This is a genomic window from Streptomyces sp. NBC_00683 (assembly GCF_036226745.1).
GTDB lineage: Bacteria > Actinomycetota > Actinomycetes > Streptomycetales > Streptomycetaceae > Streptomyces.
Genome location: NZ_CP109013.1, coordinates 8,311,910 through 8,337,860, shown reverse-complemented (window position 1 = coordinate 8,337,860; position 25,951 = coordinate 8,311,910). Strand labels below are relative to the sequence as shown.

The 25,951-nt window shown below is 69.0% G+C and carries 26 protein-coding genes and 1 pseudogene; 11 read left to right on the top strand and 16 right to left on the bottom strand.

The genetic code is table 11. The annotated features are described in order from the left end of the window. The first annotated feature begins 33 nt into the window (after positions 1-33). Both OG257_RS36245 and OG257_RS36240 read left to right on the top strand, forming a co-directional pair. On the top strand, positions 34-561 hold the full coding sequence (locus OG257_RS36245) for a GNAT family N-acetyltransferase (RefSeq protein WP_329214568.1): 528 nt from the start codon (positions 34-36) through the stop codon (positions 559-561). A gap of 71 nt (positions 562-632) precedes the next feature. Next, the gene (locus OG257_RS36240; protein WP_329214566.1) at positions 633-1,139 is read left to right on the top strand and encodes a DinB family protein; all 507 of its coding nucleotides are present in this window, start codon (positions 633-635) and stop codon (positions 1,137-1,139) included. A 126-nt stretch (positions 1,140-1,265) separates the two neighbouring features. Here OG257_RS36240 and OG257_RS36235 read toward each other — a convergent pair whose 3' ends face one another. Next, the gene (locus OG257_RS36235; RefSeq protein WP_329214564.1) at positions 1,266-1,502 is read right to left on the bottom strand and encodes a hypothetical protein; all 237 of its coding nucleotides are present in this window, start codon (positions 1,500-1,502) and stop codon (positions 1,266-1,268) included. A 298-nt stretch (positions 1,503-1,800) separates the two neighbouring features. Here OG257_RS36235 and OG257_RS36230 point away from each other — a divergent pair, with 298 nt between their 5' ends. Both OG257_RS36230 and OG257_RS36225 read left to right on the top strand, forming a co-directional pair. Beyond that, positions 1,801-2,478, top strand: coding sequence for an adenylate kinase (locus OG257_RS36230; RefSeq protein ID WP_329214562.1), 678 nt, complete (start codon positions 1,801-1,803; stop codon positions 2,476-2,478). A gap of 23 nt (positions 2,479-2,501) precedes the next feature. Then, a pseudogene (locus OG257_RS36225) lies at positions 2,502-2,603 on the top strand (transposase); the annotation flags it as partial. A gap of 31 nt (positions 2,604-2,634) precedes the next feature. On the opposite strand, the gene OG257_RS36220 reads toward OG257_RS36225, so the two are convergent. Both OG257_RS36220 and OG257_RS36215 read right to left on the bottom strand, forming a co-directional pair. Further along, positions 2,635-3,114, bottom strand: coding sequence for a hypothetical protein (locus OG257_RS36220; RefSeq protein WP_329215562.1), 480 nt, complete (start codon positions 3,112-3,114; stop codon positions 2,635-2,637). Then, positions 3,108-3,701, bottom strand: a complete 594-nt coding sequence (locus OG257_RS36215) for a TIGR03086 family metal-binding protein (RefSeq protein ID WP_329214560.1) — start codon at positions 3,699-3,701, stop codon at positions 3,108-3,110. Before OG257_RS36215 ends, OG257_RS36220 begins: the two co-directional genes overlap by 7 nt. Before the next feature lie 116 nt (positions 3,702-3,817). Between OG257_RS36215 and pdxR the strand changes: the two genes are divergently transcribed. Continuing rightward, positions 3,818-5,275 carry a MocR-like pyridoxine biosynthesis transcription factor PdxR gene (gene pdxR / locus OG257_RS36210; protein ID WP_329214558.1) on the top strand — a complete coding sequence of 486 codons (1,458 nt, stop codon included), beginning with the start codon at positions 3,818-3,820 and terminating at the stop codon, positions 5,273-5,275. 843 nt (positions 5,276-6,118) lie between these two features. Here pdxR and OG257_RS36205 read toward each other — a convergent pair. The 4 genes from OG257_RS36205 to OG257_RS36190 all read right to left on the bottom strand — a co-directional run bounded on the left by OG257_RS36205 (position 6,119) and on the right by OG257_RS36190 (position 8,809). Further along, entirely contained in the window at positions 6,119-6,514 is a 396-nt protein-coding gene (locus tag OG257_RS36205; RefSeq protein ID WP_329214556.1) for a GNAT family N-acetyltransferase, read from the bottom strand. A 488-nt stretch (positions 6,515-7,002) separates the two neighbouring features. Further along, on the bottom strand, positions 7,003-7,599 hold the full coding sequence (locus OG257_RS36200) for an HAAS signaling domain-containing protein (RefSeq protein ID WP_329214554.1): 597 nt from the start codon (positions 7,597-7,599) through the stop codon (positions 7,003-7,005). Then, positions 7,596-7,970: a PadR family transcriptional regulator gene (locus tag OG257_RS36195; protein ID WP_329214552.1), complete on the bottom strand. Its 375-nt coding sequence runs from the start codon at positions 7,968-7,970 to the stop codon at positions 7,596-7,598. Before OG257_RS36195 ends, OG257_RS36200 begins: the two co-directional genes overlap by 4 nt. Before the next feature lie 236 nt (positions 7,971-8,206). Further along, entirely contained in the window at positions 8,207-8,809 is a 603-nt protein-coding gene (locus OG257_RS36190) for a DUF6000 family protein (RefSeq protein ID WP_329214550.1), read from the bottom strand. A gap of 322 nt (positions 8,810-9,131) precedes the next feature. Here OG257_RS36190 and OG257_RS36185 point away from each other — a divergent pair, with 322 nt between their 5' ends. The 3 genes from OG257_RS36185 (at position 9,132) to OG257_RS36175 (ending at position 11,752) form a co-directional block, all read left to right on the top strand. Beyond that, positions 9,132-10,301, top strand: a complete 1,170-nt coding sequence (locus OG257_RS36185) for a DNA gyrase subunit B (protein WP_329214547.1) — start codon at positions 9,132-9,134, stop codon at positions 10,299-10,301. A 92-nt stretch (positions 10,302-10,393) separates the two neighbouring features. Next, on the top strand, positions 10,394-10,945 hold the full coding sequence (locus tag OG257_RS36180) for a DinB family protein (RefSeq protein WP_329214545.1): 552 nt from the start codon (positions 10,394-10,396) through the stop codon (positions 10,943-10,945). A gap of 225 nt (positions 10,946-11,170) precedes the next feature. Next, positions 11,171-11,752, top strand: a complete 582-nt coding sequence (locus OG257_RS36175; protein ID WP_329214543.1) for a hypothetical protein — start codon at positions 11,171-11,173, stop codon at positions 11,750-11,752. Between the two features lie 16 nt (positions 11,753-11,768). Here OG257_RS36175 and OG257_RS36170 read toward each other — a convergent pair whose 3' ends face one another. The 6 genes from OG257_RS36170 to OG257_RS36145 all read right to left on the bottom strand — a co-directional run bounded on the left by OG257_RS36170 (position 11,769) and on the right by OG257_RS36145 (position 18,632). Then, the gene (locus tag OG257_RS36170; protein ID WP_329214541.1) at positions 11,769-12,248 is read right to left on the bottom strand and encodes a hypothetical protein; all 480 of its coding nucleotides are present in this window, start codon (positions 12,246-12,248) and stop codon (positions 11,769-11,771) included. A 137-nt stretch (positions 12,249-12,385) separates the two neighbouring features. Further along, complete coding sequence (locus OG257_RS36165; protein WP_329214539.1) at positions 12,386-13,345, bottom strand: DUF1152 domain-containing protein; 960 nt, start codon at positions 13,343-13,345, stop codon at positions 12,386-12,388. Positions 13,346-13,596: 251 nt separating this feature from the next. After that, positions 13,597-14,697 (bottom strand): M20 family metallopeptidase, encoded by a 1,101-nt coding sequence (locus tag OG257_RS36160; RefSeq protein ID WP_329214537.1) that lies wholly within the window; start codon positions 14,695-14,697, stop codon positions 13,597-13,599. A 216-nt stretch (positions 14,698-14,913) separates the two neighbouring features. After that, the gene (locus OG257_RS36155; RefSeq protein WP_329214535.1) at positions 14,914-15,456 is read right to left on the bottom strand and encodes a dihydrofolate reductase family protein; all 543 of its coding nucleotides are present in this window, start codon (positions 15,454-15,456) and stop codon (positions 14,914-14,916) included. A gap of 251 nt (positions 15,457-15,707) precedes the next feature. Beyond that, positions 15,708-17,855 (bottom strand): FG-GAP repeat domain-containing protein, encoded by a 2,148-nt coding sequence (locus tag OG257_RS36150; protein WP_329214533.1) that lies wholly within the window; start codon positions 17,853-17,855, stop codon positions 15,708-15,710. Positions 17,856-18,002: 147 nt separating this feature from the next. Next, entirely contained in the window at positions 18,003-18,632 is a 630-nt protein-coding gene (locus OG257_RS36145; protein ID WP_329214531.1) for an alpha-ketoglutarate-dependent dioxygenase AlkB, read from the bottom strand. 269 nt (positions 18,633-18,901) lie between these two features. On the opposite strand from OG257_RS36145, the gene OG257_RS36140 reads away from it, so the two are divergent. Next, positions 18,902-19,852, top strand: coding sequence for an aminoglycoside phosphotransferase family protein (locus OG257_RS36140; protein ID WP_329214530.1), 951 nt, complete (start codon positions 18,902-18,904; stop codon positions 19,850-19,852). A gap of 147 nt (positions 19,853-19,999) precedes the next feature. Here the strand turns inward: OG257_RS36140 and OG257_RS36135 are convergent, their stop codons facing one another. The 3 genes from OG257_RS36135 to OG257_RS36125 all read right to left on the bottom strand — a co-directional run bounded on the left by OG257_RS36135 (position 20,000) and on the right by OG257_RS36125 (position 23,501). After that, a complete protein-coding gene (locus OG257_RS36135) occupies positions 20,000-21,682 on the bottom strand; it encodes a cellulase family glycosylhydrolase (RefSeq protein ID WP_329214528.1) in 1,683 nt (560 codons plus the stop codon). Positions 21,683-21,939: 257 nt separating this feature from the next. Next, a complete protein-coding gene (locus OG257_RS36130; protein WP_383802959.1) occupies positions 21,940-22,650 on the bottom strand; it encodes an NPP1 family protein in 711 nt (236 codons plus the stop codon). 257 nt (positions 22,651-22,907) lie between these two features. Further along, entirely contained in the window at positions 22,908-23,501 is a 594-nt protein-coding gene (locus tag OG257_RS36125; RefSeq protein WP_329214524.1) for a DinB family protein, read from the bottom strand. A 128-nt stretch (positions 23,502-23,629) separates the two neighbouring features. Here OG257_RS36125 and OG257_RS36120 point away from each other — a divergent pair, with 128 nt between their 5' ends. Then, a complete protein-coding gene (locus tag OG257_RS36120; RefSeq protein WP_329214522.1) occupies positions 23,630-24,187 on the top strand; it encodes a TetR/AcrR family transcriptional regulator in 558 nt (185 codons plus the stop codon). A gap of 71 nt (positions 24,188-24,258) precedes the next feature. Further along, positions 24,259-25,944, top strand: coding sequence for an alpha/beta fold hydrolase (locus OG257_RS36115; RefSeq protein WP_329214520.1), 1,686 nt, complete (start codon positions 24,259-24,261; stop codon positions 25,942-25,944). Positions 25,945-25,951: the final 7 nt, after the last annotated feature.

Below are 25,951 nucleotides of genomic sequence, written 5' to 3'. Positions count from 1 at the left end.
CCATCCGACGTACCACGACAAGGAATTCAGCCCATGGGCAGCAGCACCAGGATCCGTCTGATCGAGCCCACGGACGCCACCCCGATCGCTGCGCATCGGGTGCGGGACTTCGAGGCATTCCGGCCGTGGGAACCGGCCCAATCGGCCGACTTCTTCACCCCGGAGGGCCAGGCGGCGCGCATCGACAGCCTGCTGGCCGGATACCGGGCCGGTACGGTCTGGCCGGGTGTGGTGCTCGCCGACGACCAGGTGATCGGGCAGGTCACCGTCGGAGGCATCCTCCCCCAGCCGCACCTGCGCCGCGGCTCCGTCGGATACTGGATCGCCAGCACCGCCCAGAATCAGGGGCACGCCGGGCACGCCGTCGGACTTGCGCTCCGGGTGATGACGGACGAACTCGGGTTGCACCGCGCCGAGGCGTCCACCAACCTGGAGAATCTGCCGTCGCAGCGGGTGCTGCGCCGCAACGGTTTCAGTCCGTACGGCGTCGCGCACTCCTCGATCTTTCTCGATGGGAGCTGGCGGGACGGACTGCTGTGGGAGCGGATCCTCAGCGACTAGGGGGTGGAACTGGTTGGCCCCGTCGATAAACGCCTCGACATCAGTCGTGGTGATCGGGGACGCTTCGCGCGATGACCAGAATCGAAGACACACCGCCTGCCTGGGACGAGCGCACCCAGATCACCACGTTCCTCGACTACACACGTGACACCGCCCGCGCCAAGTGCGAGGGCGTCTCAGCGGAGAACGCCCACAAGGCACTCCTGCCGGGCTCACCGCTGATGACCATGAGCGGAGTGATCAACCATCTCCGCTGGGTCGAGTACTACTGGTTCCAGGTGGTCTTCCTCGGCGAGGAAGACCGGGCCCCCATGACGGATGAGGACCCCGACCGCGAGATGCGTATCGCCGTCGACTTCCCGCTCACGCAGTTGCTCGACGAGTACGCCGAACAGAGCGCCCGCTATCGCGAACTGGTCGCCGGGAACAGCCTGGGGACACAGGCCGAGCGGGCCATCCGCAACGGCCTCCACGTCGACCTGCGCTGGATCCTCCTCCACCTCACCGAGGAGACAGCCCGTCACAACGGCCACCTGGACATCCTGCGCGAGATGCTCGACGGCACGACCGGCGGCTAGGGCGTTTCTTTCGGATCAGTGATGGGAGTGGGGCGTTCGGCGAGCCGATGCCCGGGCGTTCTGGGGTGAGGATGACTGGTGGCCACGCGTGTTCGAGCGAGCTGTACGATGCCTGCCGTGGATACATCACAGGACGACCTGCGCTGCGGGCTCTGCGGGCAGGCTGTGAATCCCCGGCATGAGCAGCACCACGAGGAACCCGTAGTCGGCACGGGCAAGCGTGTGGAATACGTGGTAGTCGAACTGCGCGGCGCCTCGGCCCTGTTTCAAGCTGCCGATGACCCCTCTCGGACCCGCCAGACCGGTGCCGCCGACTTGGCGATACAACTGGGGATCGACCTGCCCGATCTCCTTGGCCGCCATTACACCTGCTGGGAGACGCCTGGGGAGTACGGCGGTGTCTTCCGGAGCGGCTTCCAGCTGGCCTGACATGCAACAGCGCGGGCCGTTTCCAGATGATCCAAAAGAAACGCCCTAGGCCGTGTCTTAGAAGTTGCTGGTGTGCTGGGTGGGCCGTCCCGGAAAGGTGAAGGCTCACGCTGGAGGGTTATCCCCAGCTCCGGTCTTGGGGTGCGCCGGATCGCGCCCTGGTGGGGAACGGCACTAGCGTTCAGTCACGGCTGCGAATCCCGGGCCACACATGACGAAGGGTCCCTCATCGATGCGCATCCTCCTGATCGGGCCGCCCGGGGCCGGCAAGGGCACGCAAGCAGTGCGCCTTGCCGCGCATCTGTCGATCCCGCACATTTCCACCGGTGACCTGTTTCGCGAGCACATCGACCAGGGCACCGAGCTCGGCCGGACCGCCCGCACGCACATACACGCCGGCCTCCTGGTACCGGACGAGGTCACGATCGGGGTGATCAAAGAGCGCCTCACCCGCCCAGACACCGAGCGCGGATTCCTGCTGGACGGCTTCCCTCGCAATCTTGCCCAGGCGCAAGCGCTGGACGGCATCCTGGCCGACTCCGAGTTGAGGCTGGACGCCGTCCTCGACCTGGCGATTGCCGAGGGCCAGGTGGTCAGACGGATCGCTGGACGACGTTTGTGCCGTCAGGACCGTGAACACATCTTTCACGTCGACTACAGCCCTCCTCAAGAGGCAGGAGTCTGCGACGTCTGCGGCGGTGAGCTGTACCAGCGCGAAGACGACCGCGAGGCAACCGTTCGTCAGCGACTGGAGGTCTACCGCACCGAGACGGCGTCGGTCGTCGACCTCTACCAGGCGCAGGGCCTGGTGACCACGATCTCGGCACACGGCCGAGTCCAGGAAGTCCTGCACCGCGCGCTGGACGCAATCGGCCAAGGCCAGGCCGACGCCGCCGATACGTCGATGTGATGCCCCCAGGCCGTTCGCTCGGCCGACGGCGGTTGATCGACGGGGTTCGTTGGCGGGTGCGGACTGGTGCTCGGTGGCGGGATCTGCCACCCGAGTACGTTTCGTGGCAGACGGCCTGTGGGCGCGGACACCTCCTCCATGAAGGGGAAGCCGTTGTCAGCCGCCCGGCCGTGGCGCCCCCCGCGCGCCACGGCCGGGATCGTCCGGCATCAGCCATGCCTCCGCGTCGCGCCGGATCCGCGGCGCGTCGAAGCTGTCGTACTCCCGGATCACCGACCTGATCGTGCCTCGCTCGCGGTACTCGTCCATGATCGCGACATGCTCCGGCAGGCGTACGAACCCCGCCAGGGCTCGCCGTCCGGTCCACACCGAGACGGATCCGCAGCGCCGGGCCAGGGGCGCGCCCCATAGCCACATGCCGACCGCTCCGTCGAGATGCGGCCAGCGGCGCCGCAGCTCGAAGCCGCGACGCGCGATGCCGGGCAAGTCTCGGTATGCGTCGCTGGTGAAGTCGGTGACGCTGACGATCAGCGGGCCGCTCCGGCGACCGTGCATGCAGCTGTCGACGCCGTTCGCCGCGGCGCGGTCGCCGAGGAAGTCCCCGGCCGGGCCCTGGCACCAGCGGCTCCTCAGCATGGCCCCGGCGTCCAGGACGGGTCGCGGCCGAGCAGGGTGAGCAACCGGTCGCCCGGCGAGGCATCGTCGGGAACGGAGATCTGCCGGCGGAACGCGGCACCGGCCCCGCGGCCCTCGTCCGGGACATTGGCTGCGACGCGCAGCGCGGCGGTGGTGAGTTCGGCGGCGGGCTCCCACGGGGCGCCGATCGTCACCGCGACGTCCCAGGCGTGCACCACGTAGTCGAGCAGGTGGAAGCCGATCGCTATCCGTCCGGGGACAGCGAAGCCCTCACCCACCTCCGGCAGCGCGAACCGCCGCTCCAGCACGTCGTCTTCCGCGAACGCCGCGGTGACCTTGCCGACCGATGCCTCATACGCTCCTACCGGGTCGTCGCCGAGGTCGCCGTCGCGCCACACGGCCCACCGCTCACCCGCACCGCGGGCGGAGGCGGCGAACCCCTCGTTCTGGCTGACCAGATGGCGAAGCAGGCCCTGCAGGGTCCAGTCCGCGCACGGCGTCGCCAACGTCAAGTGGTCGGTCTTCACCCGGGAGACCACCTCCCCGGTCAGTAACAGCGCATGGCGGTCCAGTCGTCGTATGTCCATGGCCTGAGAGTAAAGTCGCACAGCGGTTCATCTCCAGAGCCAATAAGCTGCCAAGTGATTGAGCCAATTGCCGGGCTGACAGCCGACAACAGCCGATCCGAGAACGGAAAGCCGGGATGGACGTTCACGTCAGGCTCGACGGGCAGCGCGACCTGTCCGGCCAGATCTACCGCCAGCTGCGCACCGCGATCCACGACGGGCTGCTACGGCCCGGCGATCCGCTGCCCCCGACCCGGGAGTTGGCCCGCCGCCTGGCGGTGGCCCGCAACACCGTCGGCGTCGCCTACGAACGGATCGTCGCCGAGGGCTACGCGGACAGCAGAGTTGGCTCCGGAACCTATGTGCGTACGACGGGCCTGCCCACGCGCGAGGCCGCGACCGCCACCGACACCACCGGCTCGGGACTGCGCCCGCGCGCCCTGTGGGCGGGCTTGTCCCCATGGGCAGCCCCGAAGACCACCGGGCCGACCACGGCGGCCCATGACTTCCGGGTCGGCCTGCCGGACGCCCGGCTCTTCCCGTACGACGCCTGGCGTCCCCTGATCGCCCGGGAACTACGCCCTTCGGCAGCGGGGGCGGTCGGATACGGCGATCCGGCCGGCCACGCCGGACTGCGGGCCGCACTCGCCCGGCACATCGGGCTCTCTCGCGGCGTGCGGGCCGGCCCGGACGATGTGCTGGTGACCACCGGCACGCAGCAGGCCCTGGACCTCATCGGGCGGGTGCTGCTCGAACCGGGCGACCGGGTGGCCGTCGAAGAGCCCGGCTACCCACCGGCCCGGCTGGCGTTCCTGGCGCAGGGCGCCGAGGTCACAGGCGTACCGGTGGACGCCGAGGGCCTGCTGGTGGACGCCATCCCGCCGGGCACCCGCGCCGTGTACGTCACCCCCGCCCACCAGTTCCCGCTCGGCATGCCGATGTCCCTGCGGCGCAGAACGGCGCTGCTGCGATGGGCGCGGCGGCACGGCGCGGCCGTGATCGAGGACGACTACGACAGCGAATTCCGGTTCGGCGGGCGGCCGGTCGAGACGCTGCAGAGTCTGGACCGGGACGGACACGTCATCTACGTGGGGTCGTTCTCGAAGGTGATGCTGCCCTCCCTGCGCGTCGGCTTCCTGGTGGCGCCCGCCCCGCTGCGTACAGCGCTGCGCACCGCCAAGTACACCGCCGACTGGCACACAGCGGTCCCCACGCAGGCAGCGCTCGCCCGCTTCGTCGACGACGGGTTGCTCGCCCGGCACATCCGCCGGATGCAGCACACGTACGCGACCCGACACCAAGCCATCACCCGCGCGCTCACCCGCCACTTCGCGGACCTGGCCGAGCTGGTGCCGTCTGCCGCGGGACTGCACGTGACCACATTCGCCCAAGGCCATCTCGCCGAGCCCGACGCCCTCGCGGACCGGGCTGTCCGGGCCCGGGCATCCGGCGTGGCGGTCCACACCCTGGCGGAGGTCGCCGCGAACCGCTCCGCGCGCCCGGGCCTCGTCTTCGGTTACGGCTCGATCAGCGCCCCGGACATCGAGCCGGGCCTGCACTGCCTACTCGGCCCGGCACCGGTCGAACTAACCTGAGATCGCTCACAGTTCACTGAGACGGGCCGCCTTGTCAGCCACCTCACCCCTGCCGGAGTACAACTTCAGGATGCGCGGCCACGGGCCCATCGAGGATCGGCTGCGGTATGCCCGCAGGTGAAGGTCGAAGAAGGCTGCCGCATAGTCGCGGATTATGTACCAGCCGCGTTCTCCGGAGAGCGGCGCGGTGGGGTCCGACAGACCCAGCTGACCAGTCAGATCCTTGGCCCGGCCGCGCACGACGGCTGCCTTTCCTGGGACGTGCTGACCTGCTCGCAGACCGCACAGGTCAGCATTCGGCCCCCAGGAAAGGCCGTACCAACGGATTCGTACGCGTGGTCCACGGAGGCAACGACATAGCCGCGACTCGCGAGATCGTCGGCGACCGCTGTGAGTGTGGTGCGCGGCATCGAGTATCACCCCGGCGCAGGGCGTACACGTTCCTGAGCATGAGTACGCGCCTCTGCGACCGTTGCGGCCGGCACCACGCCGCCGAGCCCTCTGGCCTCCAGGAGGAGCTGTGCCTCGTCAGCGGTCGTGTATGCCGCTGGGGAACCGCTCGTCCCGCGCGCCGGGTAGGACACCGACGCCATCAGCTTCCGGTTTCCCGCCGTCGGGACCCACGGGTCAGTGCGGTGCCTGTCGACCAAGTGCAGGGCGTGGCGGCCCACCGTGTACGGACCGGTGGGAAGCGGCAGGGCCAACCCGCTCGTGTACGGAACTTGGGAGGGAGTCTGCGCGCTCTGGGCGGACGCGGCGGGTGCGGCGCCCAGGAGCGGGACGGACAGGGCGAGGGTTAGCAGGATGGCTGCAGCGGAGTGCACCAGGACGAGGGCTTCGTGTTCAGAGAGCGATCAGCCCTGCTGGTGTCTCCCGGAAGCCACAGGCATCGACATAGAAGGAACGCAGGTGCTCCTCGAAGTCGACATGAAGCCACTCGCACTTCGCGGCCCGGGCCTCGTTGGCCGCAGCTGCGACAAGCGCGGCGCCAACCCCTCTCGACCGAAGGTGCCGGGCGACCACCGTGTCCAGAATGAAGGCGTGTGCTCCGCCGTCCCAGACAACGTTGACGAATCCGATCAGAGAGCCCTCTTCCCACGCGCAGACCCAGCCGAGGCTGTGGCGCTCAAGTCGTGCTCGCCAGTCGGTCCGAGTGACCGGGGAGCCGAAGCCGTCGGCGTGCAACTCGTCGAGGGATGAGTCATCGAAATCGCCCCGCCACTCATAGGTGATCGCCACGCCCGGATCATAGTGGCCCGAGGCAGGACCGGCCGGGATCGAATACTGCGCCCCGTTTACCGAGAGGTTGGAAGTCGGCACACTGTTCATCGAAGTCTGAGCAGTTGGGAGTTACTGAGTTGCTCACGCTGACGGAGATCGCCGACGACCCGCTGATCCTGACGCACCGGCTGAGATTGAGTGGCGGTTCGGAGGTCGTATTCCGCCCTCTCGTCCACGCCGACGCCGAGCGTCTGGGCAGCTTCGCTTTGGCTGGAGCCAGAACCACACGCGGCTCCGCCTCCAGCAAACACAAACTGCGAGCGTAGGAGATGAACCACGGATCGAGCGACTCCCCGCCCACTGCGGGGAGCCCCCTCGATGTGCCGCTACTCAGTTGGGCGCAGGTTCCTCACCTGTGATGGCCACCCGCCCGACCGGCTGCCTCCGTCACCGCACCGGTCCTCTTTCGAAGGCTCATGACAAGTCATCAGATCGGAAGCGACGTCTCAGGCGCGGCGGACCCGCCAGAGCCATGCTGCCGTGCCGGCCAGCAGAACGACCATCGCCAGGTTGGCCAGGAGGGCTGGACCGTCGCCCGAGGGTCCACCGTTGGACAGGTTCCAGGTGACTATGAGGGCACTCGGCACGACGGCGGCAAGCAATACGCCTGTGGTCTTCTGGACGGCGGTCCAGTGCACCGAGGTACACAGAAGTACCGCGCCAGTGATGCGGAACAGGACGCCGACCACCGGCCCAGGGAGGTCGGGGAAGACCATCATGAAGGGCAGCGAGAGGGTGAGCATCAGGAGCGGGACCAGGGGGTGCACCTTGCCACGCCGGGCAGGCGTACCGACGCCGACCCGGGCCGATTCCCCGGCGGCCCCGTTCCCCGCCTCGGCCAGCGCAGTCGCCGCGATCGTGCGGGGGTCTCCCAGCTCCGCCAGGACCTCGCCGATGGGAGCGTCGGGGCGTTCGGCGCGCGTCACCTCGATGTGCTCGGCAAGGTCGGCGAGGAGTTCCTGGCGACGGTCGGCAGGGAGCGCGGAGGCTTCGCGCTCGACGGCGGAGAGGTAGTCGCGTACGGGGTCGGCAGAGGTCTTCATTCGGGTTCTCCGGTGGAGGGGTGCGGTGTGGTCAGAAAGGCGTCGACGGCGTCGCGGAAGCCGGGCCAGACGCGGGTGAACTCGTCGAGTGCGGCCCGGCCGCTGTCGGTGAGCGCGTAGTAGCGGCGGGGTGGTCCGGATGCGGACTCCTGCCAGGTGGTGGTGACCAGGTCGTCGCGGCGGAGCCGGGAGAGCAGCGGATAGACCGTGCCCTGGCTGGTGGCCAGGGCACCGGAGTCCTGCAGCGCGTGGAGGAGTTCCACGCCGTAGCGGGGGCGGTCCCTCATCAGAGCGAGTACGCAGTACTCCAGGACACCCTTGCGCAGCTGGGCGGCCGCCCGGGCCTGCCTGGCCGAATCACCTGGTTCCATGCGATGCAAGATACCTGGTGGGGCAAGTAATTGGGAAAGTGGGGGCGCAGATCCGTTGGCCCACAGTGTGGAGTTGCGGGTGCCCGCAGCAACCCCTCCCGGGACGTGAGGGGTTGCCGTGCGTACGCGACGGGACTGGCGGCGGATCAGCCGGGCGATGGCGACCGCAGAAAGCCGCACAGCACGTGCACGTTCAGTTGCTCGTGTCGGCGTACAACGGAACGTACCTTTGACACCTACCTGGGCGAGTCCGCCCATGCGCACAGCTCATCGATGAACCGGCTCGGCACAGAGGGCTTGAACTGAGCTTCGCTCCACTGTTGCCACATGCCTCCTGGGGTGAGGAAGCGGGTGGCGTATTCGGTTCCGGCCCGGCTGTCGATGTGGAGGAGCGCGCTGATGGCCCAGTGCTGGTCGTACTGGCAGTCAGGCCGCTGGAGATAGCGTTCCAGGTAGGCGGCCAGGTACAGGGCGTCTTCCTCCGTGCCGAAGCGTGCGAGAGCGAAGCAGTAGCCCTGACCGGAGAAGCACAACTGGCTGGCCAGAAGCATGTCCCCGAGCACATCTCGGAAGTGCTCACGGCGGCTCACGCCGATCAGCCAGGCAGCCGTGAGGCGGGAGCGCCACTCGCTCTCCAAGAGGATCTCGAGTTCCTCGTCGGTGATCGCCCGGGCGGCTGCACGCAGGGACTGCAGGAAGGGTGCGCGTTCGCTCTCGTCGTCGTGCAGGAAGTTGCCGTGGAGCAGACGGAGGTAGCGCCCGGTGCCGTTGATCGTGGGATTGACGTAGCGATTGATGACGTCGAGCAGTTCGGGGTCCGAGGAACGAGGAAAGCGCATGACGGCATCATCCCGTTCGCCTGCCGGTCAGCCGGCCTCGGGCGCCCGCACGCTCCATGTCGAAGCCTCGGCGGGACGCTGTCGATGGTGGCTGGACGCCCAGGAATTGGAGACCTCGGCTCGGCCCGGAGCAGGGTCGCCCACAGCCTCGGCGGGGCCCCTGGTGCACTTCGGAGGCCGCCCGCGACGTCTCCGGTCAACTGCTTGGGGGCGGGCTCTCACACCCCTGCCCCAACCCTCAGTAAACTTGCTCTGACCTGGTGTTTTTCGAAGATTCACGTAGCGTGGAGAGTCCTGCCGGGCACCAGAGGAGGGGGACTCCGTGAGTGAGAATGCCAGCGGATACGACGCCACGAACATCACAGTGCTGGAGGGACGTGAGGCCATTCGGAAGAGGCCGGGGATGTACGTCGGCTCGACCGGCATCCGCGGCCTGCACCAGGTGTTGTTCGAAGTCATCGGGAGGTCGGTGAACGACGTACTGGCCGACGGAGGCGGCTGTGTCGACGTCACCCTCATGCGCGACGGCGGCGTCCGTGTCACCGACGACGGTCCAGGTGTCCCCGTCGAAGCGGCCGGGGACACCAGCAACGCCTGCCTCGAAACCCTCCTGACCCGCACGCAGCCCGGGGCCGGGCCTGGCGACCGCCACAGGGTGAGTTGGAGCGTCTGCGGCATGGGCCCATGTGTCACCAATGCCCTGTCGCGCCGCCTCACGGCCGAGGTGCGGCGCGGGCAGACACTCTGGATCCAGGAGTACTCGCGCGGCGCCGCTGTCGCCCCGCCCGCAGCCACGGGACCGGCGACCGGCAGCGGGACCTCCATCGCCTTCTGGCCCGACGCCGACATCTTCGACACGACCGACTGCTCATTCGGCGTGCTGGCCAAGCGCTTCCGGGAGGTGGCCCTGTTGAACCGGGGCCTGAGCATCTCACTGACCGACGAACGCCCACCGGGCGGAGTCCGGTCGGTGCGCTTTCAGTACCCCGACGGACCAAGGGATTTCGTAGCCTTCCTCGACGCCGAAACCGGAGCGCAGGTTGCCCCGGACATCATCGCCTTCGAGCGGGAGGATGCGCGGATGGCGGGAACCGTGGAGGTGGCCCTGAGCTGGTGCGGTCGGCGTGACGAAGAGGTCCGTTCCTTCGCCAACAGTGTGCCCACCCTTGAGGGCGGCACGCACGCGGACGGTTTCCGCACCGGGGTGACGGCTGCCGTCAACACACACGCGCGTCAGCGAAGGCTGGTGAAGATGTCGGATCCCGACCTCACCACCGACCGAATCAGCAGGGGCCTGACAGCGGTGGTCTCAGTGAAACTGGACAGTCCCGAATACCAGGGCGCCACCCGCGCCAGGCTTGGCGGCGGAGCCACCGTGCACGACTGCGTCGAGCAAGCGGTCCGGGAGCACCTGGGCACATGGCTGGCCCAACACCCGGAACAGGCCGCTGCCATCATCGCCCGCATCGTCCAGGAAACGTCTCGGAACTGACCTGCGGCGGACCGTCTCCACCGGCCACGGGCCCGCGAAGGCGGTCCGCAGGCACTCAGGGAATCAGCTCCCGTTCGCTAAGGTCTGCGACCATGACTGGGATATCAGCCGAAGCATGGCCGGAACCTCCACTTGCCGGAACCGAGGCAGAGGCGATCCTCGGCGCCCTTGAACGCCAGCGGGCAACGCTGGCCTGGAAGTGCTCCGGCCTGGATACTTCAGGCCTTCAAGCCACGGTCGGCGCATCGACCATCACTCTCGGCGGCCTGCTCAAACACCTGGCGCACGTGGAGGACAGCCACTTCGCCCGATTGTGGCTCGCATCCGCCGCCGGTCCTCCCTGGGACACCGTCGACTGGGAAAGTACCCCCGACTGGGACTACCGCTCCGCTGCCGAGGACACTCCCGAGCGGCTGCTCGCTCTCTGGCAGGAATCAGTAGCCCGCTCCCGTGCAATCGTCGACAAGGCACTCGGCGCGGGCGGCCTGGACCAGCTCGGTGCCTACACCACCCGTAGCGGCGAACGCCCCAATCTCCGTCGTATCCTCCTGGACCTCATCGAGGAGTACGCCCGCCACGCGGGTCACGCCGACCTCATCCGCGAATCCGTCGACGGCCTCACGGGCGAAGACCCGCCGAGGTGAACCGCAGGCACCTCGTGCGGAATGTCGGGCCCTCATCATGTTCACTGCCGACCCTGGGGACCGGTCCGCGCCTTCGCAGCGCATGGCGGCCACCAGCCTTCCGAGGCGGCGCGGGCTCAGCCCGGGGTATGGGCCTGTCCAGGCACCTCAGGGCCCTCACCCAAGCTGTGGTCGTTGGGCCGCTGTGTAGCCTGTCGCCCTGTTCGAACGGGATGAGGGTGAGACGTGCAGACCTTGGTGGAGGAGGCCGTCGCGAAGGCGCTTCGTGACGGAGGCAGCGAGGCAATTCGCCTGTACGTCTCCACCTGCGCAGAACGCATGGCGCCACTGTTCGTGGGCCTGCGGGCGGACGCGCCAGGGCGGGAAGCCGACCTGGACTTCTTTGCGGAGTCCGTGCGGGATCTCTGGTGCGCCGACCGGCCGCTCGCCGACGCCGCCGAGCGCGTACGCCTGCTGGAACGGTTCCCGGAGCTTCAGCCGAACGAGGAGGGGATCACTGATGTCGCCGACACCTACGCCTTCTTCGCTGCCCTCTGCCTTCGGTACGCCTTGCCGGCCCACGGGTCGGGAAGCGCTGATGACGCGGTGTCCTGCGGCCATGTGGCGCTCACCGCGATGGGGATGCTGGACCAGAACGTGGCGGGTGCCGGCCATCTCGCGGAGGAGCAACGGCTCCAGTCGTTCTCGCTGAGCGGTGACGCCTCAGGTCTGTGGGACGCGAGCGTCACGGCAGGGCGGGAGAGGTTCCGGTCCGTGCTGGGCCGCCTGCCCGGACAGGCGCCCCCGACGCGTCTAGCATCTCGGTAGCCCCGCCACCCGGGGGTCACTCAATCGCGAGCGGCCCGATGCCCAGATCCTCACGCATGCGATGACGCATCTGAGCCATGGCCGTGCGCCGCTGCGCTATCAGGGGTGCTTCCTCGGCGGATCCGACCGCCATCCCCTGGGCGTAGGCGTCACGTACTGCGCGCCAGCTGTGAAACGCCTCGTTCCCTGCCGCCACGACCTGGGGCGGACCCACGAGCCAGAGGCGCTCACTTGCTGTGTAGATCCCGGTGCCACGGAAGGCTTCCCGCACGGCGGCATCACGCGCCGAGTCGGACATGTGATCACCCAAGGCAACGGCGCGTATCTCTTCACCTGCGGTTTTGAGGGCGGAAACGAACTCGCTGTACACCTCGCGCCGTACATCCAGCGCGTGCCTGGCTTCCTCCCGCCGCCACCGATTACGATCCGCGATCAGAGTGGCCGAGATGCCGATGACGGCGCCGGCCAGTGTGGAGATCAGAGGCATCCAGTTCATGTGCCGCAGCTTGTCCGAACCAGTCCGCCGGCACCAGTGGTTTCGCTGCGTTGCAGGCACCGCCCGGGTGTGGGCGCAACCTGGCGAAGAGGCCGCCTGGACCCCTTCATCGGTGGCCGGCAGCTGTGGGACAGCCCTCAGTGCGGGAAGCGGCGGGGCGGGCGAGTCACTACGGACTCTCGGAACTCAGCAATCCGCGAGTGGACTTGGCGCATCAGGTGCGTGTCCTCGATGCGATCCAGGTAGAGGCAGCGGTCAGCCAGGCCCTGGAGGTCGAAGGCGAAGTACAGGGACATCAGCGGGTTCACGAACAACTCGCTGCCCCGGGTGCGGTCAGTGAACCGGACATCGCCGAACGAGCCCCGCACGGCTGCCGCGATGGAACCGTTCACGATACTGGGATGCTCCGGGGTGTGGTGCTGAGCGTGCGCCACCGCGTCGAGATAGAGGGCGCCCTCACGCGTGGCGCGCGGTATCGAAAACGCGCCGAGGTACGCACCGTCGCGGTCCAAAGCGGCGATGTTCTCCAATACCTGCACGTGATTCACCCCGTGGTAGGCGTCCACACCGAAGCCGACCGACACGACGAGCCTTGTCGGTATCTCGTTCAGGGCGGCCAGCGCCGCCACGCTCGTCAGGTCCTCCTCCGGAGTCCCGAGCCCGGCTTCGTCACCGCGCATCAGAATGTCGGTGCCGCCGTCCACCAACACCACAGCGTCGACACCGTGCAACGCGATCAGCGCCTCGTAGGCGGCACGCAGAGGGCGTACCCCGGTCTGGGGGAAGGCGTACACGGTGGAGGGGTAGCCGTGCTGACGCAGCCACTGGGAGAGGGTCCGTTCCGGGAAATAGCTCTGGTGCAAACCGGAGTCGGGGGTGACAGCGGCCAGATCAGGAACGACCCAGTCTTCGAGCGGGAGACCGGCCAGTGCACTGAATGAAAGGTTCGCAAGATACACCTGCTTGCCTTGATGCAGGAGGGAGAGAGCCAATGGCAGGCCGGAGTAGATGTCGAAACCCCCGCCCGCACCCGCGACAAGGATCCGTTCGGCATCGGCGAGCCGGGTGAAGAGTGGGTTGGAGTGCAGGAGCGTCATGACGATCATTGTCCGGGGCCCCTCCCCCGAGCGCTCTCATTTTCTCACCGCGCTCCTCGAACTCGCCGAAGACTGCCCGGACTCCGTCGTCAAGTTCGAGGAGCGCGCCGCGAACCCCCGCGCATCGGGGTGCGTGCCGGTTACGGGGAGGCCCTGTTACTGCGGTACGGGAGACTCGCCGGAGAAGGCAACGGCAGAAGGCGATCCTGCGTGCTCGTTCGCGAGGGCGCGCGTCCCCTCTCCCCGTTCTCCTACGCGTTCTGAATCGCGTGCACCAGTCCGGCAATCAGGTTCGCCCTCTCCGTCATGGCGTCGATCACCAGGTACTCGTGGTCCGCGTGGGCACCGCCCCCGACTGCACCGAGGCCGTCGAGTGTCGGTACCCCCAGTGCGGCGGTGAAGTTGCCGTCGCTTCCGCCGCCGACCGACTTGCCTTCGATGCCGGGAAGGAGCCGCTGCGCCACGGCGAAGAGCTCGGTCGATGTCGACTCGGGCATCGGGGGTCGGCCGACAGCCCCCTGAACCGAGATCTCCGCCTCGTCGAGATGCGGAGCCAGTGCTGCGAACGCGGATTCGATGCGTTCCTTCTCGTCGGCCGACTCGACCCGTACGTCGACGATGACGGTCGCCTCTGCGGGAACGACGTTGTCGAGGGTCCCTGCGGAGGCGACGGTCGGCGTCACGGTCGTGCCGATTTCGGGTCGGCCGAGCGCCGCGATGTCCAGCACCTGGTGTGCTGCCTCGATCAGGGCGTTGACTCCGGCTGCGGGCTCAAGACCTGCGTGCGACGCCCGGCCCGTGACGGAGACCTGGAACGTTCCGCAGCCCTTGCGGCCGGTCTTCAGGCCTCCCCCGTCGGCGGCGCCTTCGACGACCAGGACAGCGCCGCAAGCCAGGGCTCGTTCCTCGATGAGGGATCGGGAGGAGAGGGAGCCGACCTCTTCGTCGGCGGTCACCAGGATCTCGACGCCTGACCTGTCGTCGAGCGTCGCCACGCCGTGAACGGCCTGCACCAGGCCGCCGAGCATGTCAAAGACCCCGGGCCCGGTCGCATGCCCGTCCTGGACCGCGAACGGGCGGCGCTCAAGGGTGCCGAGCGGGAACACGGTGTCGTGGTGACCGAGGATCAGGACCCTCGGATCGCCGCCGGCCGACCAGTGGACGTGCGGCCCCGCCACGCTCTCGACAAGGACGGCATGGCCACCGAGGCGGCTCTCGAGGACCGCGGCGACAGCTTTGGCCGATGCCCGCAGGGCGTCGACATCGCGCGATGGCGACTCGATCTCGACGAGTGTCCTGAGGTCCTCGATCATCGCGTCGACGCTCGCGCCGACGGTCTTGTGCATGGTCATTTCGCAAGGCTACTGGCGAGACAGCTGCCGACCGGGCCCGGGTGGTGGAAGCAGCCCGCCAGGAGGGCGTGCGTGGGGCGGCGGGGCGGCCTCGGTTCCCGCGAGGTCGGATCAGCGGGGCAGGTACGGCCGGCGGGGGCGACGGTTCAAAGGAAGATACACGCCCCAAGCCGGTGAACCTTTGCGGTCACGGCACCAGCTGCTTGAGGGCCGCGCCTACTTTCGCACGCGGAACCGGAGCATCGTGACGGCTCCCGACTGGGTGTTGCTGAAAGGTTCCAGGTCGATCCTGTCGAGGCTTGGGGGCGAGAAGCGGACACCGTCGCCGAGTAGCACCGGTAGGACATACACCAGGATCTCGTCGACGAGCCCCCGCTGCAGACACTGGGCGGCCACGTCGGCACCGAGGATCTCCAGGTTCTTGCCGCCCGCGGCGCTGCGTGCCGTGGCAACGGCTTCCTCAAGTCCACAGGTGAGGAACGTGACGGTAGGGTCCGGTTCGTCGGGAGGCTCGTGGGTGAGGACGAACTGTGCTCCCCCGTCGTAGGTGGTGTCCTGGTCGGCCATCCGCTTGGCTACCTCGTACGTGCCCCGGCCGACGAGCATGGCGCCCGTGGCCGCCATGACCTCCGGGAACACGTCCGCAGTCAGGTACTCGGCGATCCAGTCCATCGCGTGGCCGGGACCGGCGATGAAGCCGTCCAGCGACATCGCCCTGTTCACGACCACTTTGCCGGTGCCGGTGCTCACATCGCTCATGCGTACTCTCCAAGAATTTTGGAAGCCCGAGGCCGAATCATAGTTCGGCCGCCGGGGAGGGCGAGGGAGGGAGTTGCACGCGTATCTGCGGTGGCGTAACGCGAACAACCGGCACCCGGATGTGCCGGCCGCGCGGACGTCGCGGGTCCACCGGAAGGGAGGCGCTTTCGTCGTGCAGGACACGTACCAGCACCGGGCTGGTTCCTGGGGCAGGTCTGTCCTGCCCCAGGAACCAGCAGCGCCTGCGAGGCTCAGCTCACGCTGGTGATGGCCTTCCAGCCGGTGCCGATCTTGACGCCGGACCCGACGCCGCCGGTGCCGTTGCCGGCGTAGCGGTAGAGGTCGCCGGTCGTGGTGCGGCCGAGGATGTCGTCCTTGCCGTCACCGGTGAGGTCGCCGATGCCGACGAAGTCGGCCATGCCGCCCCAGCCGGAGCCGATCTTGGCGCCGGATCCGATGGTTCCGGTGCCGCTTCCGTAGTAGCGGTAGAGGTCGCCGGTGGTGGTGCGGGCGAGGATGTCGCCGACCTTGTCGCCGTTGAGGTCCCCGGCACCGACGATGGTCAGGGACTTCCAACTGGTGCCGACCCTGCCCACGCGGGTGAGCGTGCCGGTCTTGGTCCCGGTGAACAGGTACAGGTCCCCCGAGGAGATCTGGCGGGCGATCAGGTCGGGAATGCCGTCACGGTTGAAGTCTCCGGAGTAGGCGAAGCCGTCGAAGGCGTTCCAGCCCGAGCCCAGGGACAGGGAAGGGGACTCGGGAGTGACAGGGAAGCCGCACTGGGCGGTGTGGCGGTGCATCTGGCCGCCGCTGTCGCGTACGAGCGTGTCGTTGCAGCCGTCCCCGTTGAGGTCCCCGAACGGGACGAGCGTGGAGGTGGTGGGCCAGGTGCCGCCCTCGATCTTCGCGGAGACGGTCTGGGACGCGTTGCCCTTGTAGATGAGCAGACCGCCGGTGGACGTCCGCGCGTAGAGGTCGGGGAACCCGTCGGCGCCGACGTAGTCACGGCGTGCGGCGGGAGCCGGGGTGGGCGGCGGTGTGGTCGGCAGCCCGGTACCTGCGGTCCACAGTTGGTCGTCCTGGGCCCAGACGGCGGTGGCGTTGCCGTCGGGAGCCACCGAGACGGCGCCGGCCGCGTAGCCGGACGGGGCCTTGCTCAGTTGGGTGGCCGTGGTCCAGACACCGTTGTCACGGGCGGCGGTGAAGAAGACCCGGGAGCCCTCCTCGGCTGTCGCGTCGTCCTGGGCCCAGCCCACCTGGACGGTGCCGTCGGCGCCGATGTTCGCGTCGAACTGCTCGGGCACGTACCCGCTGGACAGCGTCTTGACCGCGGACCAGGTGTCGGTCGCCGCCGAGCGGGTGGCGGTGCGGACGCCGAACGTGTCGCTGTAGTCGATCCAGACGAGGGTGACGTCACCGTTCGGTCCGACCAGCGTGGACCCGAGCTGGGCGGAGGACGCGGACGGGATGGTGTGGAGCGCACCCCACTGGCCGCTGCCGGCGGGCCTGACCGCCGAGACGACGTCGGGTTCGCCGGCGCCTTCCAGGTGCGCCACCCACGCCACGGCAGTGGTCCCGTCAGGCCCCGAGGACAGCACCGGGGCACCGCCTTCGTTGGGTGCGGAGACCGCACTGGGGGCCGCCCAGCCGGTGGCGCCGGCCGCCTTGGTGACGGTGTTCACCGTCGTGCCTTCGGCAACGTTGTGGGCCCAGGCGACGGTGATCGTGCCGTCGGCGGCCACTGCGGCCTGCGGCCAGTACGCGTCCGCGGCCACCAGCACGGCAGGCGCCGACCAGGCGCCGTTCGTGCCCGAGCGCTCGGAGACGTACAGCAGGCTGTTGCGTCCCTCGCTCTTGCGCCACACGGCCACGCTCGTGCCCGAAGGACTGCCGGCGAAGGCCACTTCGCCGATGGCGGCGGCGGTCGCGATGCCCACCGGAGCGGACCAGGACGCCGCACCCTTGGCGAGGGTAGCCGTGCGGAGGGTGGAGCTGCTCTCCGTGGCGTTCACCCATGTGACGGTGGCCGAACCATCGGACGACGGCACCAGTGAGACGCTCTCCCGTCCCTCGGGCAGGGTGTCCAGGACCTGGGCAGGTCCCCACACGGCGCTCCCGGCGGAACGGACCGCGACCCGCAGCTCCAGCTGCCGGGTGGTGGCGATCGTGCGGTACCAGACGGCGACCGTGGTGCCGTCGGTCGTCGTCTGTACGTCGACGACCTCTGCGATGTCCGCCGCGTCGGTGAATGCCGTCGGCACGCTCCACGGCCCGGACTGATCCGCCGCCGCCACGGACGCGGTCGCCAGGACCGTGGTGGCGGTGGTCCCCAGGCCGACAACCCCCAGGGTCAGCGTGGGTACCAGTGCGGCGGTGATGAATCTGCTGCTCTTGCGCAACGTGGGTCCTCCCCCTCGTACATGTGTGCGTGAGATTAGCCGACCCCTGAAGCGCCTCCGCCAGCACCTCCGGCTAATGATGATCTTCGGGACCGAGCGGTGCGGGCAGCTCGAGGGCCGGCCAACCGGCCCCCGTCGTCTGCCCGTTCACTGCACCCCGTGGGGCCGGAATTGGATGCTGATACGCCCACCCGCGGCCCGCGCGGATTTCGGAACGGAGTGCTCCCAGGTCCGCTGGCAGGAACCGCCCATCACGATCAGGTCGCCGTGCCCGAGAGGGCGCCGGACGACATCGCCCCCGCCGCGCGGGCGCAGCAGCAGATCGCGGGGCGCCCCCACGGACAGGATAGCGACCATCGTGTCCTCGCTCGCCCCCCGGCCGATGCGGTCGCCGTGCCAGGCCACACTGTCGCGCCCGTCGCGGTAGTGGCACAGTCCGGCTGTCGTAAAGGGTTCACCGAGCTCAGTGGCGTAGTGCGCGGAAAGCGCCTGGCGCGCTTCGTCGAGGACGGGGTGCGGCAGCGGCTCGCCGGACCGGTAGAAGGCGAGCAGGCGCGGGACGTCGACGAGCCGCTCGTACATCTGCCGCCGCTCGGCCTTCCAGGGAACATCCGTGGCCAGCTGTTCGAACAGGACGTCTGCGCCACTCAGCCAGCCGGGCAGCAGGTCGATCCAGGCGCCGTCGCCGAGTCCGGTCCTGCGCAGCCCGTCCAGCGGACGTAGACGTACGTCTTCACTCTGATCGAACAGGGACCCCTGGACTTGGTGCGATGCCATGCCTCGAGAGTACCTCGTATTCGAACACATGAACCATTACTGTGGGCTCCACCGATCTGCCGCCGACCGACCTACCTGTTCGTGGCCGGGCGATACCGCACGTTCACCGCGCCCGAGCGGTCATCGCCGTTGCAGTTCGAGCCGGACGCGCGGGCCAGGGGCTACACGCTCGATGGCCTGCCGGCGTGTCACCAACTCATGGCGGGGTACTCCGGATCGGGCGGGGCACTCCGGATCCGAGCGCCGGCCGGGACGCATAGGGTGCCTGGATGATCGGGACACCAGAGGCGTTCGCGCGGAGCACCATCGCGCGTGAGGGAGAACCCGGAGCGGCGTGGCTCGCCGTCCTGCCCACCGTCGTCGACGAGTTGCTTGCGCGCTGGGACTGCGTGCAGGACGGCGAGGTGATGCACGGAGGCGTCGGGATCATCGTTCCCGTGCGGCGGCGGGACGGCGGGACCGCCGTGTTGAAGGTGTCCTTCCCTCACCCCGGCAACGTCCACGAGCCGGACGCCTTCGCGGCGTGGGGCGGGCGCGGGGCCGTACTGCTGCACGAACGGCATGACGAGTCCTTCGCCATGCTGCTGGAGAGGGTCCGGGCATCGACCCTCGCAGAGGTCGAGGACGGCGACGAGGTGGTGACCGTCGCCGGAAGGATCAGCCGGCGGCTGGCGATCCCCGCGCCACCCGGCCTGCCCCGGCTGCGTGAGCAGGCCGAATCCTGGGAGGAGGGGCTGCGCAAGGATGCCGAGGAGCTGACGCACACGCTGTCGCCCCACGTGGTGGACGCGGCAGTGGCGACCGTCCGGGAACTGGGCCGGGTCCAGCCCGACACCCTCGTCCACGGCGACCTGCACGGCGGGAACATCCTGCGCGCCGACCGTGAGCCGTGGCTGGCGGTCGATCCCAAGGGGTACGCGGGAGATCCCGCATACGACGGCGGCACGCTGCTCAAGTCGCGCGCACTGACGATGCTCGGAGCGGACGACCTGCGACGGGCCGTCCACCGCGCCCTGGACGTCTTCGCCGAAGCCGCGGAACTCGATCGCGAACGCGTCCGGCGATGGGCTCAATTCCATGCCGTCCAGGCCGCGTTCTGGGGTCGGCGCCACGGATTCCGCAGGGCCCGCAGCGGGCCGCGACTGGACCGGCTCACCGAATTCGCCGACCACCTGGCGAAACTGCTCACGGAGAGCGGACCAGGACCGTCGCCCGGCTGAGGTGGGTGCTGCCGGGGGCAGAACCTTGCGCGGCACGTCGGCGGATCACGTCCCGTGAGAGGTGTGTCCGCAGCCTTGCCCGCCACCGCTCACCGGCCGGCGTGAGCAGAGTGCCCACGCCGGCCGGCCGATGGTCAGGACGCCGGGTCAAGCGGTGGCGCAGGCGGTCCCGCTGAGCTTGAACCCGGTCGCGGCGGTGTTGGTCGTGCCTCGGGCAGCGTTGAAGCCGACCGTGACCGAGCCGCCGGCGGGTATGGCGGACGTGTACGAGGCGGGGACCACACTCACCGAGCCGCCGTTCTGCGTGAAGGACCCGCCCCAGGCGTGGCTCACGGTCTGGCCGTCGGCGAAGGAGAAGGCCAGCGTCCAGCCGTTGATCGCGGTGGTGGCGGTGTTGCGGATGACGATCTCGCCCTGGAAGCCGCCGGGCCAGTCACCGACCACTCGGTAGCCGACGGAGCAGCCGGCCCCGGGTGTGCCGGTGCCCTCGTCGGTGACGAGGGCCACCGTCGCCGAGCGGGCCGAGCGGTTCCCGGCCGCGTCGCGGGCGTAGACGGCAAAGGTGTACGCCGTCTCGGCGGTGAGGCCGCTCACCGTGACGCTGTTGGTCGCGGAGGCGGCGACCGTGGTCTCGGATCCGCCGCTGACGCGGACGACGTCGTAGCCCGCGACGCCGACGTTGTCGGTGGCGGCCGTCCAGCTGAGGGTGGCGGAGGTGGCCGTGACGGCCGAGGCGCTCGGGGTGCCGGGGGCTCCCGGTGCCTGGGTGTCGCCCGGTTCGCCGCCACCGAAGACGGTGGCTTCCCGGGATGTCTGGGCGATGCCGTTCACGCCGTTGAAGATCCGCTCGCCCCAGGAGCTGAGCCGGGTGGGGTCGAAGTCGATCGTCAGGTCGAGGATCGGGTCGGTGTTGCCGCTCCAGGACCAGGCCAGGTAGCCGAGCTTGAGCTGCTGGGCGGTGGCCATCATGGTGTTCTCGTCCGGGTCGCCGTACTGGTCGGCGGGGCCCCCGAACTCACCGATCAGGATCGGCAGGCCGGCGTTCACGAACGCGTTCAGGTAGTCGGTGACCTTGTCCGCGGTGTTGTAGACGCTGTACATGTGGATCGAGAAGATCAGGTTGCCGGTCGGGTCGGCGTCGTAGACGGTCTGGGCGTTGGCACGCATGACGCCCTGCCAGTCCTGGCCCCAGTTCGGCGCGTCCACCATGATCGTGTGCTCGAACCCGGCGCTGCGCAGCTTCTTGACGGCCGAGGTGGTGGGCGCCGTCCAGCCCTCGGGGTTGGTGTTGCCCCAGGGCTCGTTGCCGATGTTGATGATGACGTAGTTCTCTTCACCGGTGAGCACGCTCTTCAGGCCGATCCAGTAATCGGCGGCGTGGTCGAGCGTTCCGGCCGCGGCGTCCTCGCCGTAACCGGTGGTGTCGTGCACCTCCAGCACGCAGATCAGCCGGTTCGCCTTGCACTGGCCGACGATGCTCGCAACGTCCTCCGGGCTGTTCTTGCTCCAGCGGTGTCCGTCGGAGAGGACCACGCGGACCGTGTTGGCACCCGTGGCCTTGATGTCGGCCAGCGACTGCGTCTCGCCGGGGTACCAGGTGTGGGCGTGATTGACGCCGCGCATGACGAAGTCGTTGCCGTTGGCCTCGAGCAGACGGCCGTCGCTGATATGGAGGCCCGTGGCGAGAGCGCCGGCCTCGTTGGCCTGCGCCCGGGCCTGGGCGGCGGCCGGGCCCGGGATCCCGACAACGACAAGCCCGAGTAAGGCAGCCAGAGCGGTCAGCAGGACAGCGACCGGGCTCTTACGTTTCGTACTTCCAGTTGTTCTCACTACGACTCCAGAGGATGAGCGCCAGAAAACATCAGCCAGAAAGGTGGGAGCGCTCCCATAAAGCCATCACGCCAGGGGCACGTCAAGACATCGCGCACGCTCCGGCCCGTGAACAGCCTTCATGCGGGCGTGGATCCGGCGTACGCGAAACGGATGACGAGGACATCACCCGGCAAAACTCGCCGGGCCGGAGGGCGGGCGAAGCGGGCGCGCGGACTTCCCGGCCGCACACCCGCCTCCCGGCACCAACCGGATCGTCAGGCGTTCGGGTCGAACGGGATGCCGGCCGGCTTGGCCTTCTCCAGGTGATTGTTGAAGTTGCCGTCCTTGAGGCCGAAGACGGCGCTTCCGAAGTCGGCCTGGGTCAGCTTGTCCCGCAGACCGGCCGGGTAGCCGTTCCAGCCGACGAGCTTGGGGAACTGCCATCCGTGGTAGTGGTTCTCGGGCGGCTCGTCGTTGGAGTTCGCGGGGCGGAAGCAGTGGGTGCTCACGCCGTCCTTGTGGTACACGATCTTGGGATGCGTTCCGTCCCACCGGATCTGATCGCGGCCGTAGACGTCGAAGTTGCCGTGCGCGGAGGTGGATACGTAGCGGGCCTCGTTGTTCTGCACCCACACCACGACGTGCTCCCAGTCATGCCGGTGCCCGCCGAGCCCGCTGCCGGCCACGGCCTGGTCCTTCTCGAAGTAGAGCCCGTAGATGATCGCGCACCAGCCGTTGTTGCACTTGTAGCGGGCGTACCCGTTGGTGTTGTCCAGGTCCGAGGCGTCACGGCAACTTCCGTTGACGGCCCCGGTGGTGTTGAGGCCGGGGGCTATGGTCCCGTCCGGCCCGATGGCCGGCGTGGGGTAGCAGCCGTCCGTGTCGTAGTCGTAAGCAGGCTGGAACGACTGCTCCATCCCGTCGGCGTTGAGGGGCAAAGCACCGGGCGGGGCGGCGTACGCGCTCCCGGAGGACGCGATGACCATGGCCAGGGCGCTGCCCACTACGAGCGACACCCTGCGGACTCGTGCTCTGCTCTTCACTGCTGCCTCCTGGTCGACGCGTGGCGGGGGTCACGCGGCTACGATTGACATGCCCATCGCAACCATGCTGAATCCCGCGACACACGGACCGAGCGCCACCTGATGTCGAGGTGATGAAGGCTCAGCCAACACGGAGGAGCGAGCCGACCCCGTCGGGCGGCAGTCCGATGCCACCGCACCGGCGCAGCCAGTGGCCGAGATCAGTTGCGACCGGCGTCCCGCGCGGCGCGCTCCAGCCGACCGCGGTAGCTCTCCCACGACACCTGATCACCGGGCGGCATGCTGTCGTTCCCCTTCGCCATGCCGACGGCCCCGTCGATGAGCTCCCTGACGATGTCGGCGTGCCCGGCGTGCCGTTGGGTGTCACCGAGCACGCGCACCAGCACGTGATGCAGCGTCACACCGCTCCGCCCCTCCGGCCACCACGGGACTCGGCCGATCGCGTCGAGACCGAGCGTGGCGATCGTGGTGTCCGCGTGCTCCCAGGCCCGGCGGTACAGCCCCACGACCATGTCGCGGGACTCGTCCGGGGTGGCCCACATGTCCGCCCCCGGTTCGGCGCCCTCGCCGTACCAGGACGGCGGCTCATCGAAGAAGGGGCGCCCGAACGTGTCCCCGAAGTAGCCCAGTTCCACTCCGGTCAGGTGCTTGACCAGGCCCAGCAGATTCGTGCCGGTCGGCGTCAGCGGACGACGGATGTCGTACTCGGCGAGGCCGTCGAGCTTCCACAGCAGGGCATCACGGGCGGCCTGCAAGTAGTGGAGCAGGTCCGCCTTCGACTCTGATTCGATCATGCCGGGGAGTCTCCCACCCTCCTCCGACAATCGCGCCGCCGACGACTGCGGCCGACGGGTGGCGCGCCCGGTCGGCCTGGACGCCCCAACCCCTTGAACTAATATGTAGATCGGTCTAGTTTGGCGCCATGGGACAGAAGGGCACCGAGACACGGGACAGACTGCTGGCTGCGACGCAGGAGCTGATCGAGACCGGGGGCTACTACGGCGCCGGACTCAACCAAGTGATCGCGACCAGTGGCGCGCCCCGCGGTTCGCTCTACTTCCACTTCCCCGGCGGCAAGGACCAGTTGGTCGGCGAGTCCGTCCGGCGAGCCGGACAGTCGATCGGGGTCGCCCTGGGCGACCTGGCCGACCCCGGCCCGTCGGTGACCGACCTCGTCAACGGGGTGCTGCGATACCTGGGTGACCGGCTGGAGGAGTCCGGCTGGCGCAAAGGATGCCCCGTGGCCACCGTCGCGCTGGAAACGGCCGCCGTCAACGATCCTCTGCAGGAGGCATGCTCCGAGGTCTACACCTCCTGGGAGGCCGCCCTGCGCGAACAACTGACGGACCGTCCCGACGCCGACGACCTCGCGGTCACGATCCTGGCCCTGGTGGAGGGGGCGCTTCTGCTGGCCCGGGCGCACCGCAGCAGGGAGCCACTGGAACGCGTCGCCCGCCAGGTCGGCGTCCTGTTGAGCTGATACGGCCCGCGGAATCACGCGGGCCTCTTCAACGGCCAAAAAATATGTAGACCGATCCATTAGGGAGTCTCATGGATGCGATTGTCTTCGGCGCGACCGGCTTCATCGGCCGCTCCCTCGTCGCGGAACTGCTCACCCGGGGTCAGCGGGTGGCCGCGGCCGTCCGTAACGACACTCTGACTCCTTGGCTGGCCACTCAGGGAGTTGACACCGGCGGGCTCGAAATCGTCGCTGCCGATATCACCCGACCGCTGTCCGGACTGCCCGAGGTGAGCGACGTCTACAACGCCGCCGGTCGCTTCGCCTTCGGCCTCGATGCGCCGGAAGCCCGGGCGACCAACGTCACCGGGGCGCTCAACGTCCTCGAATGGGCCGCCGCTCTGCCCCGGTTGCGGAGACTGGTACACATCAGCGGCTACCGGGTGAGCGCCTCCGACGGCCGTCCCGACTACTCCGCGCTGGGAGCGTACGAGGCATCGAAGACCGAGGGTGACATCGCGGTGCGGGCCCGGGCCGATGAGTTGGGGATTCCGCTGACCATCGCCAATCCCGCCACCGTGATCGGGCCCGGTCAGTACATCGGTCTGGCCACGCTCGTCGAGAATCTGTGGAACGGGCGCCTGCCCGCCTCACCCGGCGGGCCCGACACCTTCGTGCCGGTCACCACGGTCGACCACCTCGTACGGTTCCTGGCCGAGATCCCCACCTCGCCCCGGGGTGAGCACTATTGGGTGCTCGACGACTCCACTCCCCTCCTCCCCGAGCTGATCGGAACGATCGCCCGCCACACGGGCGTACGGGCACCTCGCAGGACCGTCCCCGTCGGCCTTCTGCGGCACCTGCCGCGCAAGCTCACCGGTGCCGATCCCGAGACGCTGTCGTTCCTGTCGACCGACCGCTACCCGACGGCTTCCGCCCGGGCCTTCGCCGCGACCGCGGGACTGGAAATGCCCCCGGTCGCCGACGCGTTGCGCGCGTGGTCCGACGAGCTGGTGGCCGCCCGCTTCGGCTCCGCGAGGCCCTGGCACAGCGCGTACGGCTTCGAATCCGTGGCGGGCAGCAGGACCTGGGTGATCGGAGACCGGCACCGCCCCGGCCATGTCCTGCTGCACGGACTGCCGATGAACGCCGACCTCTGGGCGCCGCTCGCCGCCCGTCTCCCGGGGCCGGTCCTGGCGCCCGATCTGCCGGGGCTGGGGCGCTCCGCTGCGACATCGCGGTCGGTGGACACGTGGCTGGCCGACCTTCTGAGCCCGGTACGGACCCGCCCGGTGCTTGTGGCGCACTCAGCTGCCTGCGGCCCCGCGCTTCGCTTCGCCGTCGACCATCCGGACCGGATCAGCAGGCTCGTCCTCGTCTCGCCGTCGTTCCTGCAGGCACCCGCCCCGCGGTTCGTCCGCTCGGGCCCGGCTGTCCGGATGATGCGCCGTATGTCCGCCGCCCGGCTGGCTCGGGCACTCGGCGTGCCCGAGGGGGGTGAGGTGGAGAGCGCCGTAGCTGACCTCCGCCGCCCCGGAGTGGCGCGCAGGGCAGCCGCGGCCCTGCGTACGGACATCACCGAACGCGGGCGGTCGCGGGCGCTGTTGGACCGAGTGACCGTCCCGGTCCAGATCGTGGCGGGCTCGGCCGACCCGCTGGTCGCAGCCGTCGCGTGTCCCGTGGTCGAGATCGACGGGGCAGGTCACTACCCCCAGCTGACCCACCCCTCCCAGGTCGCCCGCTATCTCGGCGCCTCTTCCGCCGTGTCCGGCGGATGACGCCCGT

Coding starts and splice junctions, on each gene's coding strand:
- OG257_RS36245 (WP_329214568.1), top strand. CDS start 34: ATGGGCAGCAGCACCAGGATCCGTCTGATCGAGCCCACGGACGCCACC.
- OG257_RS36240 (WP_329214566.1), top strand. CDS start 633: ATGACCAGAATCGAAGACACACCGCCTGCCTGGGACGAGCGCACCCAG.
- OG257_RS36235 (WP_329214564.1), bottom strand. CDS start 1,502: ATGGCGGCCAAGGAGATCGGGCAGGTCGATCCCCAGTTGTATCGCCAA.
- OG257_RS36230 (WP_329214562.1), top strand. CDS start 1,801: ATGCGCATCCTCCTGATCGGGCCGCCCGGGGCCGGCAAGGGCACGCAA.
- OG257_RS36220 (WP_329215562.1), bottom strand. CDS start 3,114: ATGCTGAGGAGCCGCTGGTGCCAGGGCCCGGCCGGGGACTTCCTCGGC.
- OG257_RS36215 (WP_329214560.1), bottom strand. CDS start 3,701: ATGGACATACGACGACTGGACCGCCATGCGCTGTTACTGACCGGGGAG.
- pdxR (WP_329214558.1), top strand. CDS start 3,818: ATGGACGTTCACGTCAGGCTCGACGGGCAGCGCGACCTGTCCGGCCAG.
- OG257_RS36200 (WP_329214554.1), bottom strand. CDS start 7,599: ATGAAGACCTCTGCCGACCCCGTACGCGACTACCTCTCCGCCGTCGAG.
- OG257_RS36195 (WP_329214552.1), bottom strand. CDS start 7,970: ATGGAACCAGGTGATTCGGCCAGGCAGGCCCGGGCGGCCGCCCAGCTG.
- OG257_RS36190 (WP_329214550.1), bottom strand. CDS start 8,809: ATGCGCTTTCCTCGTTCCTCGGACCCCGAACTGCTCGACGTCATCAAT.
- OG257_RS36180 (WP_329214545.1), top strand. CDS start 10,394: ATGACTGGGATATCAGCCGAAGCATGGCCGGAACCTCCACTTGCCGGA.
- OG257_RS36170 (WP_329214541.1), bottom strand. CDS start 12,248: ATGAACTGGATGCCTCTGATCTCCACACTGGCCGGCGCCGTCATCGGC.
- OG257_RS36165 (WP_329214539.1), bottom strand. CDS start 13,345: ATGACGCTCCTGCACTCCAACCCACTCTTCACCCGGCTCGCCGATGCC.
- OG257_RS36160 (WP_329214537.1), bottom strand. CDS start 14,697: ATGACCATGCACAAGACCGTCGGCGCGAGCGTCGACGCGATGATCGAG.
- OG257_RS36155 (WP_329214535.1), bottom strand. CDS start 15,456: ATGAGCGATGTGAGCACCGGCACCGGCAAAGTGGTCGTGAACAGGGCG.
- OG257_RS36145 (WP_329214531.1), bottom strand. CDS start 18,632: ATGGCATCGCACCAAGTCCAGGGGTCCCTGTTCGATCAGAGTGAAGAC.
- OG257_RS36140 (WP_329214530.1), top strand. CDS start 18,902: ATGATCGGGACACCAGAGGCGTTCGCGCGGAGCACCATCGCGCGTGAG.
- OG257_RS36130 (WP_383802959.1), bottom strand. CDS start 22,650: ATGGTCATCGCGTCCTCCGGGAGCGCGTACGCCGCCCCGCCCGGTGCT.
- OG257_RS36125 (WP_329214524.1), bottom strand. CDS start 23,501: ATGATCGAATCAGAGTCGAAGGCGGACCTGCTCCACTACTTGCAGGCC.
- OG257_RS36120 (WP_329214522.1), top strand. CDS start 23,630: ATGGGACAGAAGGGCACCGAGACACGGGACAGACTGCTGGCTGCGACG.
- OG257_RS36115 (WP_329214520.1), top strand. CDS start 24,259: ATGGATGCGATTGTCTTCGGCGCGACCGGCTTCATCGGCCGCTCCCTC.